The organism is Pseudomonas sp. FSL R10-1339, from assembly GCF_009600545.1.
Classification (GTDB): domain Bacteria; phylum Pseudomonadota; class Gammaproteobacteria; order Pseudomonadales; family Pseudomonadaceae; genus Aquipseudomonas; species Aquipseudomonas bubulae.
Window position 1 is genome coordinate 15,428 of record NZ_WIVQ01000017.1, and the last position, 16,850, is coordinate 32,277.

The 16,850-nt window shown below is 54.5% G+C and carries 15 protein-coding genes; 6 read left to right on the forward strand and 9 right to left on the reverse strand.

Annotated elements, in window-relative coordinates:
- Position 1: 1 nt before the first annotated feature.
- The 3 genes from GHO03_RS07980 to GHO03_RS07990 form a co-directional block, all read right to left on the reverse strand.
- Positions 2 to 490, reverse strand: coding sequence for a hypothetical protein (locus tag GHO03_RS07980; protein WP_095021441.1), 489 nt, complete (start codon positions 488 to 490; stop codon positions 2 to 4).
- A gap of 45 nt (positions 491 to 535) precedes the next feature.
- Positions 536 to 1,192: a hypothetical protein gene (locus tag GHO03_RS07985; protein ID WP_178110295.1), complete on the reverse strand. Its 657-nt coding sequence runs from the start codon at positions 1,190 to 1,192 to the stop codon at positions 536 to 538.
- Positions 1,193 to 1,389: 197 nt separating this feature from the next.
- On the reverse strand, positions 1,390 to 3,657 hold the full coding sequence (locus GHO03_RS07990) for a replication protein RepA (protein WP_256668455.1): 2,268 nt from the start codon (positions 3,655 to 3,657) through the stop codon (positions 1,390 to 1,392).
- Between the two features lie 522 nt (positions 3,658 to 4,179).
- Between GHO03_RS07990 and GHO03_RS07995 the strand changes: the two genes are divergently transcribed.
- Complete coding sequence (locus tag GHO03_RS07995) at positions 4,180 to 5,490, forward strand: hypothetical protein (protein ID WP_256668457.1); 1,311 nt, start codon at positions 4,180 to 4,182, stop codon at positions 5,488 to 5,490.
- Between the two features lie 506 nt (positions 5,491 to 5,996).
- Complete coding sequence (locus GHO03_RS08005; RefSeq protein WP_153399565.1) at positions 5,997 to 6,227, forward strand: hypothetical protein; 231 nt, start codon at positions 5,997 to 5,999, stop codon at positions 6,225 to 6,227.
- Between the two features lie 59 nt (positions 6,228 to 6,286).
- On the opposite strand, the gene GHO03_RS08010 is transcribed toward GHO03_RS08005, so the two are convergent.
- On the reverse strand, positions 6,287 to 7,384 hold the full coding sequence (locus GHO03_RS08010) for a site-specific integrase (protein WP_178110296.1): 1,098 nt from the start codon (positions 7,382 to 7,384) through the stop codon (positions 6,287 to 6,289).
- 128 nt (positions 7,385 to 7,512) lie between these two features.
- Here GHO03_RS08010 and dusA point away from each other — a divergent pair, with 128 nt between their 5' ends.
- The gene (gene dusA / locus GHO03_RS08015) at positions 7,513 to 8,493 is read left to right on the forward strand and encodes a tRNA dihydrouridine(20/20a) synthase DusA (protein ID WP_372241718.1); all 981 of its coding nucleotides are present in this window, start codon (positions 7,513 to 7,515) and stop codon (positions 8,491 to 8,493) included.
- 80 nt (positions 8,494 to 8,573) lie between these two features.
- On the opposite strand, the gene GHO03_RS08020 is transcribed toward dusA, so the two are convergent.
- Together GHO03_RS08020 and GHO03_RS08025 are read right to left on the reverse strand one after the other, a co-directional pair.
- Positions 8,574 to 10,163 (reverse strand): tannase/feruloyl esterase family alpha/beta hydrolase, encoded by a 1,590-nt coding sequence (locus GHO03_RS08020; RefSeq protein ID WP_153380010.1) that lies wholly within the window; start codon positions 10,161 to 10,163, stop codon positions 8,574 to 8,576.
- A gap of 178 nt (positions 10,164 to 10,341) precedes the next feature.
- The gene (locus tag GHO03_RS08025) at positions 10,342 to 11,004 is read right to left on the reverse strand and encodes a TetR/AcrR family transcriptional regulator (RefSeq protein ID WP_095018467.1); all 663 of its coding nucleotides are present in this window, start codon (positions 11,002 to 11,004) and stop codon (positions 10,342 to 10,344) included.
- Positions 11,005 to 11,217: 213 nt separating this feature from the next.
- Here GHO03_RS08025 and GHO03_RS08030 point away from each other — a divergent pair, with 213 nt between their 5' ends.
- The 3 genes from GHO03_RS08030 (at position 11,218) to GHO03_RS08040 (ending at position 14,113) form a co-directional block, all read left to right on the forward strand.
- Positions 11,218 to 12,057: a TauD/TfdA family dioxygenase gene (locus GHO03_RS08030; protein WP_095021135.1), complete on the forward strand. Its 840-nt coding sequence runs from the start codon at positions 11,218 to 11,220 to the stop codon at positions 12,055 to 12,057.
- Between the two features lie 51 nt (positions 12,058 to 12,108).
- Positions 12,109 to 12,879 (forward strand): class II aldolase/adducin family protein, encoded by a 771-nt coding sequence (locus GHO03_RS08035; RefSeq protein ID WP_095021136.1) that lies wholly within the window; start codon positions 12,109 to 12,111, stop codon positions 12,877 to 12,879.
- 130 nt (positions 12,880 to 13,009) lie between these two features.
- The gene (locus tag GHO03_RS08040; protein WP_153399571.1) at positions 13,010 to 14,113 is read left to right on the forward strand and encodes an alkene reductase; all 1,104 of its coding nucleotides are present in this window, start codon (positions 13,010 to 13,012) and stop codon (positions 14,111 to 14,113) included.
- A 48-nt stretch (positions 14,114 to 14,161) separates the two neighbouring features.
- On the opposite strand, the gene GHO03_RS08045 is transcribed toward GHO03_RS08040, so the two are convergent.
- The 3 genes from GHO03_RS08045 to GHO03_RS08055 form a co-directional block, all read right to left on the reverse strand.
- The gene (locus GHO03_RS08045) at positions 14,162 to 15,109 is read right to left on the reverse strand and encodes a LysR family transcriptional regulator (protein ID WP_153399573.1); all 948 of its coding nucleotides are present in this window, start codon (positions 15,107 to 15,109) and stop codon (positions 14,162 to 14,164) included.
- 161 nt (positions 15,110 to 15,270) lie between these two features.
- A complete protein-coding gene (locus tag GHO03_RS08050) occupies positions 15,271 to 15,714 on the reverse strand; it encodes a nuclear transport factor 2 family protein (RefSeq protein ID WP_153399575.1) in 444 nt (147 codons plus the stop codon).
- Positions 15,715 to 15,882: 168 nt separating this feature from the next.
- The gene (locus GHO03_RS08055) at positions 15,883 to 16,776 is read right to left on the reverse strand and encodes a LysR family transcriptional regulator (protein ID WP_095018463.1); all 894 of its coding nucleotides are present in this window, start codon (positions 16,774 to 16,776) and stop codon (positions 15,883 to 15,885) included.
- Between the last annotated feature and the right edge of the window lie 74 nt (positions 16,777 to 16,850).

A 16,850-nucleotide genomic window follows, 5' to 3' on the forward strand; every position in this document is an offset into this window, starting at 1 on the left:
CTCACTCCAAGAACCGCGCGCCACTTTTGGCAATCATCAATGAATCGGAGATACCGTCTTTGATTGCCCGCGCGCCGGTCTTGTTCTTGCGACCGTAGATGGCTTCAGCCTCGAAAACCTCGTAAGCAACTTCGGCGATTTGCTCTTTACTCAAGCCTGTGAGTCCCTGACAGCCCCTCCACTCTTGTGGCCTGGCAAACCTAACTTCTTTGGCAACCAGCGCAGCAACAGCTCGAATAACTCCGAAAGCATCACCAAAGCTAAACATTGAAGTAACGCCCTGCCCTGGCCGCGCGCCAACTTTCTCGACCACGGCCAAATCAATGTCGTAAGTTGATAGCAGATTGAAAGCAGCAATAGGATCAACTTTGCGCTTGCCGTCCTCGCCTACAGTAGTCGGCATTGGATAACAGGCTACAAGGTTAAATCGCTCATCAATTACAGATAGTCCTCCTGAGAGGCCAGGATCGATACCAAGTATTTTTCGCATTGCAGTTTTCTTATTATTATTTTTATGCGTATATTGTAACAGTTATTACTTGTTGTTTGTGCGCAAAGCTTCTTCTAAGCTGTTCTGGCCTTTGCCCACGTTTTCTACCAGGTATTTGTATCTGTCCGACTTGAGGAACTCTCCCTCTTCGCCTTGATAACAGTAATCAAAGCCCTCCTTTTTCATCCATTCTTCATGGGTCATGCGGCTTCCATCTTTTCTTGGTCTTGCAAACGGGCAGATTATGTTTCGTTCTTGGAGAATAAAGACGAAGTGAACGTCATTATCTTTTGCTACCGCGCGATATTTTGCTGCGTCAGCGAGTGTTGGTATTACGCCTTTCGCTTCGTAAAAAATCCGGTCGTTAAGCGCATCTATCCAATCGGGCTGGTAAGTGTGCTCGATGACGTATTTGACCTTGTGCGACTTAGGCTCGTACTCAAGGCCTTTGAGACCGCCAAACTTAGAGATGTGAACTTCTGGCCAGGATCGATACGGTTTTGGCACTGGAGGGAGTGACGGAAGGAAAATTACATCATCGATTGGAATCGGCTTACGACCGTAGCGCTGGTCGTTGTAAGCGTTCCAATCCACTTTTTTAAGTGCTGCAAGGCATGTATCAGTGATCAGTTCGAGGAGGCCTGGGTCGACGTTCTGGAAGCCTTGGAGGAGCTCTCTACGGATATCATCGACTTCAGTCATGTCGATGAGCTGGGGCAACCGTACTAACATGTTCATATAAGGCCTTTCTTATTATTATTGTTGCTCTTATATTTCTATAATAAAGAGGAGCCTTTGGCGGCACAATAGAGAAAATTAAAATAAATCGAACTTCGACAAACAAAATTTGTTAGGTATATAAACTTAGGAAGGATGACCATCCATGGCCATTTGATTACTTAGAGTGGCGCGCCGGTTTTGAAGTAGCTGGCCATTTGATTGAGCGATTCTTGGTCGATGATGTAGTAATCGCCTGACTTACCGCCATCGACTTTGCGAGTCTTGAGTCCGAAGCATTTCAAGATGTTGGTTACAGCGGCCTGCTTAGCCTTTGTAGTCGCGGCTCGCGGCATGTTGATACCCAGGCCAATGACCTTGGAGCGGATGGCGTTGAGGATGTCGAAAAGGGTTGCGGAGTCATCTGCCCTCCAACCTTTAGTAAGCGACATTTCAGCGATGGCTGGAAGAATCTTGGAGAACACCGCCAGTTCGTCCTCAGGGCTCACAGAGGTCATGCTGTAGAGCTTTTTGAAGAGCTTTATCTTTGACTCGCCTTCACCTTCCCCCCACAGCTTCGCGTCTGCCTGGGACAGCTGTGAGCGTCCCATGACTTCTTGAGCACGCGCCCTGATCACGGCCAGATGCTCAGCCTCATCCCTCGAGCCGCCATCTTTCACTGCATGTACGACCTCGGTATTGGCCGGCAATGCCCTGAGCAGCTTCGCAGCGGTTTCGCTTTTTACTGATTTACGACCCTGGGAATCAGCTACAAAACCGGCCTTCGACATCTCGCCGTCACACTCAAGGACTTCGACTTTAAAGCCTTGCATCAGAAGCAGAGCTGGCAGGTTGTACTGGATGTTGTCTTTGAGCCACGCTTCGCTCGAGCAGTGGTTGTACTGCAGCGCCTCAAAGGCTGTTGGAGCGTTGTCAGCTGCTATTGCTGTGCGGATCTTAGCTTTGGCATCGGCACTGATCGTTAGGCCCTTGAACAACTCCTCGACCGCAACCATTTCTTTCCTGAAAGCGATTTCTACGATCTCGGCTTTTCTGTAGTCCGGGTTTTTCAGGCCCACAGTAAAGGCCTTGGCCGTCCGATCACGGCGAAGCATTTGGATGCAGTCAGGCGGTACGACTTGGCCGCTAAAGAGTCCAAAATGGGCGTTGAAGTGGCTGGAAGTGATCGACAGTGCGGATGTGATCACCGGGCTATAAATGACGATCTCATGTAGGGTCGAGTTTGGGTTAGCGATAAAAGCTGCCTGCTCTGACCATTTTGAGTTTTCGGCAGTGATGACCAGCGCGGGCCTCTTCGTTTTCTTTTCGATGTACTTGCCGAGCGCTGCTGCTTCCCGCGCGCCATCGCAGGCGACCAAGATTTTCTTACCGTCCTTAGCAGCTTTAACTACCAAACCGCGCACAGTGCTCGAATCCGACGTCCTGACCGTGATGTCGCTGTGATCCTGAGCGACCTTGAAAAGCTTCGATGGGCGATCAGCAAGAAGCTCCACGCACCTGGCGTTGATGTCAGCGTCAGCCAGGATTACTTTTTTCGCGTTTTTGACGACAAACCGCAGTGCGTTCCAGACGGCTTCTCTGTTTTTCACTTCGCCACCGAGGACGTGAGCGATTACTTGAGATGCTTCGTCGATCACTACTACATCAGCTGCTTCGATGAAGCTTTTGAATTTGTGAGCTGAGAGTGAGTTGACGACGATCTTGAGGCCTTGGGCGCTTTGCAGGACGTCAGGAGTGTCGCACTCGTCGTAACTGACAATGCCTTCGAGTTGGGCGATGTTGCGGTTGATGGAGCGCCTGTGGCTGATCACCAAGACTTTGCTTCCACGCGCCATTTCTTCGCTGAGTACAGGCTCGATGATTTTGCTGGTTTTGCCGTAGGCCGTTGGAAGGGCCAGGAGCGCAGCGCCTTCTGTTGACAAGATGTAGTCGCGAACCTCGGCGGCGTCGAGCGGGGCCTGTCCAATGTCTTTGAGGCTCTTCAGATGCGATACCAGCTCCGTTTTTTTACGGGACAACTTGGCTCTGATCAGCTGTAAGCAAGCTTCCTGAGTGCGGCCTGAAGCGCCTGCAAGGGTTTGGGCTTTACCGTCCAGGTCACCAGCGGTAAAGGCATCTCGGGCGATTTCGAAGGCTGCGCGGTCGAAAGCTTCGTCGCTGCTGTCGTTTGATGCGATCAGAACTGCTAACTCGACTTTCGACAAGTCATAGATGTTTTTTGCTATAACGCCCTTTTCAGCAGAAGCAATACCAGAAGCGGTTTTGAGTGCTGCTTTGATCGCGGAGATCACATTGCCATCAATATTGATAACGCGAGCAACTTTCGGATAGTCAGTGCGGAGGTACTCGGCGACTTGCATGACGTTAGTAGTAGTGAGGGTTTCGTAGCCGTCGATAGTGAAGTTGATTGCGTAAGCCTTGGTGTGCATTGACAAACTCGCTTTGCTTTTTAGGTGTCTCTCTTGCACCTGAATCCATTATCAAACTTGAGCCTCACCTGACACAAGCCCTAAATTCAAGTTTGACGAAACATTTATCCTGGGCATATTCATCCTCACCACCGATAAACTGTTAGTTGATACTAAAGCGATATCAAAGAGCGTCTTTCTTAGCCAAAAAGGTACCCACCCGCAAAGTCACCCCCGATGCATCCTCCACGCTTCTTCTTTATATATAAAGAGAGAGATAGCATTGGGGGTGGCTAATGGCTATTTGGCTAAGAAAAACTGTTTCTCCATACAGTTCCCAGCTGAGAAAAGTCGGATTAAGCTGATCTCCGCCACCGAAAGCTCATCAGCACACTCGTAAGCCCTACAACGCCGTAATAAGCCCATATAACCGGGATGCAGCTTTGAGACTTAATTTATTTTCAGATATGTTCTTAAAAAGCATTGCATCAGCCTGTGCTCATTTTTGATAATAGCTGTAACAGGGCAAGAGAACCCTGGATTATGAGAGAGATAAAAAAGATGGCTTTTCAGTATGCAACCCAAACTACCGCTTCGACTAACACGGTTACTCAGCAAGTAGCTCAGTCTTTCAAAGCACTTTTCGAGACATCTTTTGAGTATCCGTTGGTGCTGGCTGACAAGTCCAAAGCATCCACTTTCATACCTGCATATTTTCGCGTCCCGACTCGCAATGACGTCAGCATCAATACCTCCACGCTGGTCATCTTCGACGTCGACCAGAAGCTCGGCCAGGACTATGACGACGACATGATCGCTCTAGAAGAAGCCGAAGACGCCCTCCTTGATCTTGGTCTTGAGCACTTCATTTACACAAGCCACAGCCACACCTTGGCCGCACCGCGCTTCAGGATCGTCATCGCAGCATCCCGCCCGTACTACCCTGCGGAACACAACGTCATCTGCGCCGCCATCCTTGAGCACCTGGACGAGTTCCTAGGTGGCAGACTACTCAAAGTCGTAGACCCATGCTGGAAGGTGCCGAGCCAATGCTATTACATCTACACAGCACACCCCGACCGCCAGCAATTCGCTATCAGCTTCTACAATCCCGGCGCACCAGCAGACATCGACGACTACAAACTCCATCAATCTACGTATGGAATTGAGACTGAATACAAACCCGGCGCGCCGAGAAAAGCCACTGGTCAAACAGGCGCGCGCGGACGCTCGTATGAACTGAATCGCATCCTCAGCGGCATGATAACTTCCTCAGCCGAGGAAGAAATCGCCAAGCGCTTATTCGGAATCGACAACACCATGCACGCCGGAAACGAATACTTCCGCGACCAACAATACCCTCGTAACCGCCCGCGCGCGGGCGAAAGTAACGAGGCCGCAGCCTGGAGATCCTGCCAACTCTTTACTAAGTCACACATCAACAGTCTAAAGCGCAAAACAAAAAAGCCTGTCGACACTACGATTGTCGTCAAACAATCAGAGTCAAGAGAAACAATGCCAACACACGATGCGATGATCAAAATCAAGTCCGCCAAAATTGGACAAACCAAAACAGGCGCAGAAACGGTTTTGATGGAGTTGCAGGTAATGTCCGGCGAGCACGCGGGTCGTCATCTTTGGCACAGACTTTACGGTACAGGAAGTCACGCAACAGCGATCACGATCTCTGACTCGATCAAAACTAAGATTGCTAAAGCCACGAGACTCGAAATCCCTGCAATCAGCGACATCACGAAAGCATACGACATGCCGATGCTTGCCCGAATCAAGTACAAACCGGGGACTAATGGATATCCTGCTCAAAACGAAATCGGAGACATTCATCTCAACTAAAACAAACGCATACTCGACGCCGCAAAGAATACCGCCCCGCAAAGGCGGTTTTTCCGATGCTTTTTGGGGTATGGGTATACTTTCTCTATACTCGAAAAACCTGAAAATTGACAAGCTGTCAATAGTTTATTTTGTTTTTTTGTTGACAGCGACTTCTCGAACGATCAGCATAAATTGACATCGCGACGCGACAAGGTGCGATGCAACCAACTGATTTTAAGAGGAATCTTGATGCGAACGTCTGCAGATGGCGACTACATCACAGCAAAAGAGACTGCTGCAATCCTGGGCATCTCTGTCGAGACTCTTCGTTTTTGGCGGTATACGAGCAAGCACACCAAGGCTCTTACGCCATACGCCCACATCAGCCGCCGTGTTTTTTACAAGCGCGATGACGTCCGGCGATTTTCTGATCTGAGCATGACCGCAATCGCCTAATCACCCCCACTTTCAATACGGCGCTACGACTAGGAAGGTACGCGCGCTCACGGATCACGAGCAATACAATGTCCGACCGCAACGCACTTGCAATGTCCCTTGGCTTTTTGACCGAGGAGCAAATGATCGAAATCACCAGAGTTAAAAAAGAGACACTGGAACACTGGCGCAAGCATTATAAAGGCCCGGCACCAATGCTGTTTGGTAACGCTTTTTTTTACGCCATTGATGACGTCAAAGACTACATGCACTCGCTGAGGAAAACACGTAGTCGAGAGTCTATTTTGCGATCAATTTAGACTAATAAATGCCGCTTGGAACTCGCGGGCTGCGCGGTTCCAAGGGATTGTTTTGAATACTAAGTGATAATTTCGAGCGTTTCTTCGCGTTTTTTACGTCGCTGCATATTTTCCTCGTACGACGCATGCACATTTTTGGCTTTAATGTGCGTGTATCGCTTTAGCATTTTCCAGTCTTTGTGACCCGTGAGCACAGCAACTTGCTCTATGTGCAGCCCGATTTCGAACAAAAGACCGGCTGCTGTATGACGCAGATCGTGGAAACGGAGATCATGAATCTCGCACTCTTGGCAAACTCTCGTAAAAGATGCGCTAACAGACCCGCTATTGTAAGGAAATATCCTTCCGGACTTGCGATCACCGATGTATTTTTCTGCAAGCTCCCATGCTCTACCGAGTAGCGGCACAAGCATGTCGTTACCGCTCTTTTGCTTCGGATCTTTGCGGTTTTTTATAACTATAGATTTTTCGTAAAAATCAACATCACTGATTTCCAGGGAACAAATCTCCTCTTGGCGCATCGCAGACGCTAATGCAAACGTAATAATATCTTCCATTGGAATTTTTTGACGCAGCTTTTTTTGATATGCAGCGAAGATAGTTATTAACTCATCCTTTGATGCTTCTCTTTTTCGCTCGTTGCTTTTTGTACTTAGACCCATGGGCTCGAGCATTTCTCTCGCTCTCTGCACAATGCCTACATCAACATCGTAGTGTTTGACGACTCTCGCCCATTTTAATACGACTGATATGTATGACAGATCGATTGCGATTGTCACTCCAGAGACGCTAACTCCAGCTTGCGTCTTTTCTTTCACACGTCTTTCAACAAAATCCCTGAGATGCAGGATCGAAAAATCGGACATCAGTACGCCTTTGAACTCATTTTTTAGGCGCTTTAGAGTCGATTTTTTATTTTTCCCGTGCTTTTTGACGGGCTCTGTCTCTTCAACATACTTATCAACGAAATCAGCGAAAGTAGAGCCCTTTGGTGTTGATGCTGTCCCCACGGCTCTGATGCTCTCAAGCTTGCTCTCTTGATCTGCAGCCCATTTTTTAGCATCAGCATGCTTTTTAAAAGTCATGCCGTGCCTAACTCCACCGCGCATAACCTGTGCGCGCCAACTGCCGCTTGGAAGCTTTACAATACTCGCCATCGTGTGCATTCCATGTGCAGTTTTATGTACCCGGATAATACACTGCACACACACGTCATGTGCACTCCGTGTGCACAAAAGCTACACACGAAGGTATTTTTGTGAATCTAGAAAACGATAAAACCCTTATAAATCAAGGAGTTACCAGCAGACGATTCAGTGTGGCACCTATGATGGACTGGACAGATCGCCACTGTCGGTTTTTTCTGCGTCTGCTATCCAAAAACGCCTTGCTGTACACCGAAATGGTCACTACGGGTGCGCTGATTAATGGTGATGCCGAGCGCTTCTTGCGTCATGACGAGTCTGAGCATCCGCTGGCCTTGCAGCTGGGAGGGAGTGTTCCGGCTGACTTGGCCGTTTGCGCACGCATGGCTCAGGATGCAGGGTATGACGAGGTGAACCTGAATGTCGGCTGCCCCAGCGATCGGGTGCAGAACAATATGATCGGTGCCTGCCTGATGGCGCATCCGGCGCTGGTGGCCGATTGTGTCAAGGCCATGCGCGATGCGGTCGCTATCCCTGTCACGGTCAAGCATCGTATCGGCATCAACGGCCGCGATAGCTATGCACAACTGTGCGATTTCGTCGGTACGGTTCGTGATGCAGGCTGCACCAGTTTCACCGTGCATGCGCGTATTGCCATTCTCGAAGGGCTGTCGCCTAAAGAAAACCGCGATATCCCGCCTCTGCGCTATGACGTTGCCGCGCAGTTGAAAACCGATTTCCCTGAACTGGAGATCATTCTCAACGGCGGGATCAAGACCCTCGAGCAATGCCAGGAACATTTACAGGTGTTTGATGGTGTGATGCTCGGCCGCGAGGCCTATCACAACCCGTATATTCTGGCCGAGGTCGATCAACGTCTGTTTGGCAGTTCTGCCCCTGTCATTTCGCGGGTAGAGGCGCTCACGCTGTTGCGGCCTTATATCGCAGCGCATATAGCCTCTGGTGGTTCAATGCACCATATCACGCGTCATATTTTGGGGCTGGGCCAGGGGTTCCCTGGCGCCAGGCGCTTTCGTCAACTGCTGTCGGTGGATATCCATAAGGCCAAGGACCCGTTGGCATTACTGGATCAGGCCGCAGAACTGCTGGTAGGCCGCTGAAACCAGCGCAATAGCGCCGGCGCAAGGTACACAAAGGCCTGCATGAGACTTCTCATGCAGGCCTTTGTTTTTTTGCACCACTATTGCGTTACTTCGACACAGGCATAACTGTCGGCATTGTCGATATCGCCCTTGCCCGCGTAACGGGCGACCTGCGGCCAGGCACATAGCGGGCGGGTGCGCACAACCTTGCCGTCTTCAATTTTCGAAGCGACGATGCGCTGCGGTGCTACGCCGTGCTCCACCCAATTGTCGATAATGGCCAACTTGTCAAAGGTGTCGCAGCCCGCACCGCCGTAACAATGGCCCATGCCCGGGATCAGAAACAGCCGGGCCGAGGCCCGGGCCGCCTTGCCCGAATCGCGCAGCAGTGACTGGTAGTAGTCGATCAGCTCCTGGCCGTTATGAAAATCGTTCCAGCCCACATAAAGCAGTAGCTTTGCCCCCCGGTCGAAAAATGCCGTGAGGTTGGAGTCAACGTGCAACAAGGGCCCGAGCCTGTTCACAGCCTCATTCACGGTCTTGTCCCAGTCCATGGTCGTCCAGTCCCAGTCCGGATCCTGGAAAGCTGCGTACTTGAACAGGTCCAGGGCCACCGGGAACGCTTGGCCATCGACAAAATCACCGAGCAGGTTTTCATTGCCCTTGGCCACGCCAGGAAAGATCACTTCCCCGGTACGCGGGTTGATCGGCCCTCGATAGAGCTGCTGCATCAGCTCTACCTGCCCCGCCGTCAGGCAGTCGGCTGTCTCGGTGCCTTTGCACTGCAATTGTTCAGGCTCAAAATCGCAATGCTGCGGGTCGTCGATAAACCCCTGCTTGAGGCCAATGGGCGTGGCGCAGGCCTTGAGCGCCGCCTTGCTGACCATCTCGAGCTTGGCCTTGGTCATGTTCACATCGCGGTGGCGACCGAGCAACCAGCCGGGCCAGAGCTGGGCGGCATTGAACTTGACCAGCGGGTTGGGCGGCGCACCGGCGACGATACCATCGTAGTCATCGGGAAAGCGCCTGGCTTCGATCAGACCTTCAAGGCCGCCCAGCGAACAGCCTATCCAGTACGCCCGGCTGGCCGGTTTTCCGTAGTAGGCCTTGATCAGTTCCTTGGCATGTACCGTCATCAGGTGGTCGGCGCGCCAGGCATAATCGATCAGTTTTTCCGGGTGGCCCAGGGCGAACTGCCCGCCCTTGCCTTCTTCAGTACCGCTGTCGTGTCCGGTATCGGTCGCTGCCGTGGCGTAGCCCTGCTCAAGCCCGGCGAGCATGGCCGGGTACATCATCGCTCCGCCCCAGCCAAAACTGCCGACACCCAGTAACTTGCCGTTCCAGCCATTGAGCGGCAACCAGACTTCGATCTTGATATCTGAATCGCTGCTGGGCCTGAGTGTGGCAGCAACCCTGCAAAAGGCCGGGTTTGGCCCGACTGCGGGGCGCCCTGCCGGGTTCATGCCGGAGAAACTCCCCAATCGGGTCAGCGGGTTTTGCGGCATTGGGTACTGCCCGGGGGCAATGGCCTCGGCCACGGTGATGGTCGCATCGGGCAAGGCCCTGGCGGCCAAGGCGCTGCAGGTGTCTTCGGCATGGGCTTGCGCTGCCATAGCCAGGGTCAGCAAGCTGACGGCTGCGTACCAGAGAAACGGGCGTAGTGCTGAACATGGGTGATTAATTTGCATATCCCTGCCTTCGGATCACGCTCAAGAACAGACGCTGCGCGGTGGGTGCACTACCACGACCTTAGTTGCAGGATAAAGAAGGTCAAGGTGCAACTGGCTGTTTCAAGCTGACTGGTGATCCGTGTAGCGCCCGCAACTGCTCGGCGTGCGAAGCCGCAACAGCGGGCCGACCGCCAGATCACTCCCACGTGCAAGGCCGCAGGCACCCCATGGCCATGGCCACCAGGCTATCGAGCAGCGCCCTGGATTCAAGCTGGTCTGGCATGTCTTCCAGTACCGAGCGGATAACACTGCGCAGCCCCTGCCCGAGCAGGTAAGCGGCCATGGCCGGGTGTTGCGTGGATATTTCATCTTCATACAACTGCAGCAGCGGCAACCAGGTCGCTTCGATAAATTCCCCGGTGGTGGTATATGGCCCGCGCCACATGCCCAGGTGCAAGGCCGAGTGATAGCGCAAATGAAACACCTTGTTCAGCCTGAACAAGCGTGTTTCGACGCGAATGATGTTGGCCAGAATTTGTTCCAGCGCCGACTTCAGGGGCACGCCAATCAACTTTTCCCGCACCTTCAGCAACTGCTCGGACTCTTCGTCGAGCACACGCTCGTACAGCAAAGCCACGATGGCGTCCTTGCTGGGAAAATACTGGTAGATCGAGCCGACCGCGACACCAGATACCTCGGCGATGCGGGCGACCGTCAGCGCCGCCTCTCCTGCTTCATCCAGAATCTGCAGGCAGGCTTGCTCAACAGCATCGACCAGTGCCCGTGAGCGGGATTGCACCGGCCGCTTGCGCAGCGCAGGCATCAGACCCTTTGTATTGTCATCGGCTGGCTTGCTCATGGGAACCCGAGCGGAGTATTTTTTGCTGTTCTTAATTTCAGATATTTTCCTTTTTTATCATTAGGTTAAATACGCAATCAGATGCCCGCAGAATGCGAATATCTCAACCCTGATGACGTCAGTATGATCTTTGGAGACGCTCGGACATCGTCCAAACGTGTAGTGATACGCCCTCTATAAGATCGGATATTTCAGCCTGCCGGGAGATTGCCCATGCCTTCACCACTCACCCTCCAGCCCCTTGGCCCACACCTGGGCGCCGAAGTGCTTGACCTGGATCCTGCCACTGTTTTTCAGCCGCAAACCCTGGCGGCACTGGAAGCCGCGCTGGTCAAACATGAAGCCCTGGTACTGCACGCCCCATGGCTACAGCCAGAACAACACCTGGCCATTGCACGATATTTCGGCGAGCCCGAAGTTCACACGTTCTATCCCAACCTGGGCGCAGGCTTTGAACAGATCACCGTGATCGACTCCAGGCTGGGTGACCGGGCGGATATGTGGCACCACGACGAGAGCTTCCTGCCCGACCCGCCGATTGTCACCATGACCCACGCCCAGATCCTTCCCCCCTGTGGCGGCGATACGTGCTGGATCAGCATGACCACGGCCTATGACAGCCTGTCCGGGCGTATGCAGCACTACCTCGACGGGCTCAGCGCCTGGCACGACATGAACGGGCCCATGACGGCAGCGCTGCGCCAGAGCGTCGTCAGCCATGAGCGCTATGCCGAGGTCGTGCAGATGAACCGCCGCCACCTGCACCCGCTGGTGATCCAGCACCCGGTGTCCGGTCGCAAAGCCCTGTATCTGAGCCCGACCTACACCACCCATATCGAAGGTATGGCCCCCTCTGAAAGCGACGCGATCCTGGACTATCTGCACGCGCACTGCCAGCACGTGCAATTCGGGTTTCGCCATCGCTGGCGTGTCGGTGACATGGTGCTCTGGGACAACCGAAGCGTGTTGCACAACGCCATTCTGGACTACCAACCCCATCAACGGCGCATGCAGCGCACCTCGGTATTCGCCCGCGAACCCTTGCAGGCGTGAGTTCTGAAGGAACATTCACGGATCACAACCGCTGCAGAGGAGCACACCAGAATGATGAACGATGAACTTAATCACGACCTCCTGGCCCGCTACATTCCCAGGCCAGGCCGGTATGCACTGTTGCCCGAACTGACTGCGCACCAACGCGTGGCGCTGCTGTGCCGGGTGCTGTATCGAGAGGGTTATAACGACCATATTGCCGGTCATGTCACCGTCAAGCAGGACGATGGCACCTATTTGGCCAACCCCTGGGAGCTCACCTGGGGCGAAGTAACCGCCTCGGACATCCTGCGCCTCGACCAGACCGGCAAGGTCATCGAAGGCGAATGGAACATCACCCCGGCGATCAACCTGCATATGGATTTACATGCCGCGCGCCATGATGTTGAGGTGGTCATCCATAACCACCCGCGCTGGGCAGGCGTCTGGTCAGCCGCGGGGCGCATCCCGCCGGTTTACGACCAGACCTCCGCCCTGGTTGATAGCGACCCGGTGCTCTACGACGAATATCGCGGTACCGTCGAGGACACCGTCCTCGGCCGCGCCGTAGTGACGGCACTGGGAGCCCAGAAATGGGCCATGCTCGCCAACCACGGTGTGCTAGTGGTCGCCAATGGCATTCGCCAGGCCCATTTGCGCGCGATCACACTGGAGTGGCGCAGCCGCCTGGCCTGGCATGTCGAGGCACTCGGTGGCGGCGCGCCGCTTCCTGCCCATGTCGCCCTCGCCACTGGAGAGCGCACCGATGCCAACGGTTTCCCGTTTCTGTGGGAAGCCATGGCACGGGAAGAAATCCGCCGCGACCCGACTGTTCTGGAGTAATTAACCCCGCAAATTATGGAATTCAACTCCGCAATGTTTGGAATCCAGGACCGATTATCCGGGATCAATATCACCGTATATTGACCCGGACTGGCGCCACGCAGCGCCCCACACCGGAGGTCCCTGCCCTATGAGTATTCTGTTTTCTCCATACACCTTGTCGGGAATGGAACTGAACAATCGTGTCGTGATGGCGCCCATGACCCGTGCCCGCGCCTTGAACGATATTCCTGACGAGTTGACGGTTCTTTACTACCGCCAGCGTGCAAGCGCCGGCCTGATCATCAGCGAAGGTGTGCCGGTTTCCATCCAGGGCCGCGGCTATCTGTTCAACCCCGGCCTTTATAATCAGGAACAAGTGGAAGGCTGGAAGCACGTCACCCGGGCCGTGCATGAGGACGGCGGCAAGATCTTCGCCCAGCTCTGGCATGTCGGCCGGGTATCCCACACCACGCTGCAACCGGACGGCGGTGCGCCGGTGTCATCCAGCAACAAGGTGGCGGCCAACTCCATGACCTATGCCTATGACGAGCACGGTCAACCGGGCCCGATCCAGGCCAGCCAGCCGCGCGCGCTGTCGACCGAAGAAGTCGGAGCGATCAAAAATGACTTTGTTCAGGCTGCCCGCCGGGCTATCGAGGCGGGGTTTGACGGGGTCGAAATTCATGGCGCCAACGGCTACCTGTTCGAGCAGTTTATCAATCCGTGTGTAAACGATCGTACCGACCGTTATGGCGGCTCAATCGAAAACCGCATTCGCCTGCTGCTGGAAACCATTGATGCGGTTGCCGACGCCATTGGGCGTGGCAAGGTTGGCGTGCGTATCTCGCCGTTTGGCCGCCTGTTCGACATGGCGCCGTTTGATGACGAAGCCCAGACCTGGGTCGCGGTGGCTCACGCCATTCATCAACGCGACATTGCCTACGTGCACTTGAGCGATCAATTAACCATTGGCGCCGAGCGCATGCCCGAAGGCTTTGCGCAGACTTTTCGCGAGTCGTATCAAGGCACACTGATTGCCGCTGGCGGCTTTGATCGCGAGTCGGCGCAAGCCGCACTGGAATCAGGCGCCCTGGACCTGGTCGCGTTTGGGCGGCCTTTTATTGCCAACCCGGATCTGGTGGAGCGGATGAAAAATAACTGGCCGATTGCAACCCCGGACCGCACCACGTTCTACGGCAACAGCGGCGAAAAAGGCTATGTCGATTACCCCTTCCACTCGCCGAACCTGTAACGGTACTCAGCTGCAGCGCTTCACGTCATGGAGCTTGAGGCGCTGCATTCATGAACCCTGGGGGTTGGGCGGGCCCTGATCCGGGCGAAAAATCCCGGCATCGCGTCGGGCCAGTGCCAGCAGTTCATCGACGACCATTCTGATCTTGGGCTGTATGTAGCGCGTGCGTGGCCAGATCACGTGAATAGGCATCTCGGCACCGGCATATTGCTCAAGTACGGGCACCAGCAACCCCTGCTGGATATGCGTCTGCACCAGCCAGGTGGGCAGTTGGGCCAGGCCGCCCCCGGCCAGCGTCATGTCCAGCAACATTTCACCGTCTCCCACCTCATGCTTGACCCGCACGTCGTGCTCGTTGGTCTGCCCCTTTTCATCCACCAGTATCCAGCTTTTGCGAGTGCCGTTGCGCCAGCCGACAATGCAGTCATGCTGCAGGAGATCAGCCGGTGCCTGGGGCGTGCCATGCCTGTGCAGGTATTCGCGGGTCGCGCAAATCAACAGGCTCTGGCTGCCCAGCCTGCGGGCCACTATTTCAGCGTCATCCTTCAATGAACCGATTCGGACCACAAGATCGATGCCCTCATTGACGATATCCACCAACCGCTCACTGAAGCTGATGGAGAGATCGAGCTGCTGGTATCGCACCGCCATATCGATCAAGGTCGGCAAAATATGTCGGCGACCAAAGGCCGCCGGCAGATCGATCCGCAACCGACCGACAGGTTCCTGTTGGCCGGTGGTCAAAAAGCCCTGGGTCTCAGCCAGTTCATCCATTACCCGCAGGCAGCTGGCCAGATAGGCCTCACCCTCGCTGGTGAGGTTCAGGCGCCGGGTGGTGCGATGCAAAAGCTTGACGCCAAGGCGCGCCTCCAGGCGAGTCACGCTCTTGCCAACGGCGGAACTGGTCACGCCAAGCTCCAGGGCTGCCGCTGTAAAGCTCAGTGACTGGGCCGCAGACACAAACTCACGAATACCGTCAAATGGGTTGCCCGTCATTATGGCGTCCAAGGCTAAAGTTTAAGGATCTGCAGCTGAACAATAGCAAAGCCATGCAGTAATAGAGGGGTAAAACCCCGGGGCTTACCTTCTGCGCAAACAAAAATGCGCCCTGGATAAAGGCGCATCGTTCATGCTCAATCCTCGGAGCCGGCCCTGGATCAGGCTGCACGCTCAGGCCAGACCACTTCAAGGCGGGTATGGGTGATGCGCCACTCGCCATCGATACGCTGGTACGTGTCGGCGTACAGCCCGAGCAACAGTAGCGGGTTCGGATCGGGCTTGGATGCGGTCTCGAAATCAATCAGGTAGCAACGCCCTTGCGCGGTATCGGGCCCGGTCAACTTGATCCAGTGGTTGGCGATCGCATGCAGAAACGGATAACTGCCCTGGTGGTCGCGATCGAAGAGTTTGAAGGCATCATTGAGGCCACTGCGGATGGCATCTATACCCGTCATTTTGCCAACCGTAACCTCCACCACCGCATCTGCCGAGAACACTTCGTCAAGGGCGTCGATAGTGTTGCTGTCCAGGTGATGTGCATAGAGGGTTCTGAGATTGCGAATCTCTTCGCGATCAAGCAACGCTTTGAGTTTGGTATCCATAACCTGTGACCTCTGTAGTGACTGGCTTGCCTGTGAAGGCGCTGGCCTGCTCAGGACAATCAGCTCCTGACCTGTAAAACCTCTACTTTAGTCATGTTCCAGCACAAGATAATCACCCATAAATTCCAAACATCCTGGAATCACAGGATCAAATTCTTTATCTCTCACTCAACTGGCCGCGTTTTGAAGGGCTCGTTCACCAGCTTGCTCATCGTTAGCAAGCGTCTGGCACAGATCCAGCAGTTGGCATTGCAGCAATTTGCCCGCATGGCTCAGAGCGTTTTGCCCATACAACGCCAGAAATACCCCCTGGATATCCGGCAGGCCGCTGCCGGCATCAATCACCCTGTGTTCCGGACTGATCACCCGCAACGGCAACAAGCTGATACCCAGGCCCGCCGCCACGGCGGCGCAGACACTGGCCAGACTTGCGCTGGAGTAGTTGATGCGCCAGCGCCATCCCCCCACTTCAAGGTGATGGAGCATTTCATTGCGGTACAAACCGCCCACCGGAAACGCCACCAGCGGCAAGGGCTCGCGCCCCAGTGCGGGCGCTGAACGGCTGTCGACCCAACACATGGGTTCGGGCCAGCAAGCCAGGCAATCATCGCCCTGCCCCATCTGCTTGACCAATAACAGGTCGAATTCATTCTGGCGATAAAGCCGCATCAGTTCAGGCCCCAACCCGCTGGTGACTTCCAGGCGCACTCCCGGGTGCTCCAGGCCGAACCGCGAAAGGATCGGCATCAAGCGCTCGGCAGCAAAGTCTTCAGGCACACCGAGGCGCAACACCCCTTCACTCGCCTGGTTGAACAGTACGTCGCGGGCTTCCTGATCAAGCGCCAGAATGCGCCGCGCATAGGCCAGCAGGCGCTCACCTTCAGGGGTGGCAATCACCCGGCGCTGTTCGCGGTCGAGCAGCTTGCAGCCAAGGCTGTCCTCCAGACGGCGGATCTGCTGGCTGACCGTCGACTGGGTGAGATGCAGACGCTGCGCCGCCCGGGTGAAATTGGCGCAGTCCACCACCGCGACAAAACTGCGTAACAGTATGGGATCAAGCATCCGTCTCACCATTCACATTGCCACTTAAAGGCATGGCTATATTTAATTTCAGAATACCTGCTGCGCTGACCATA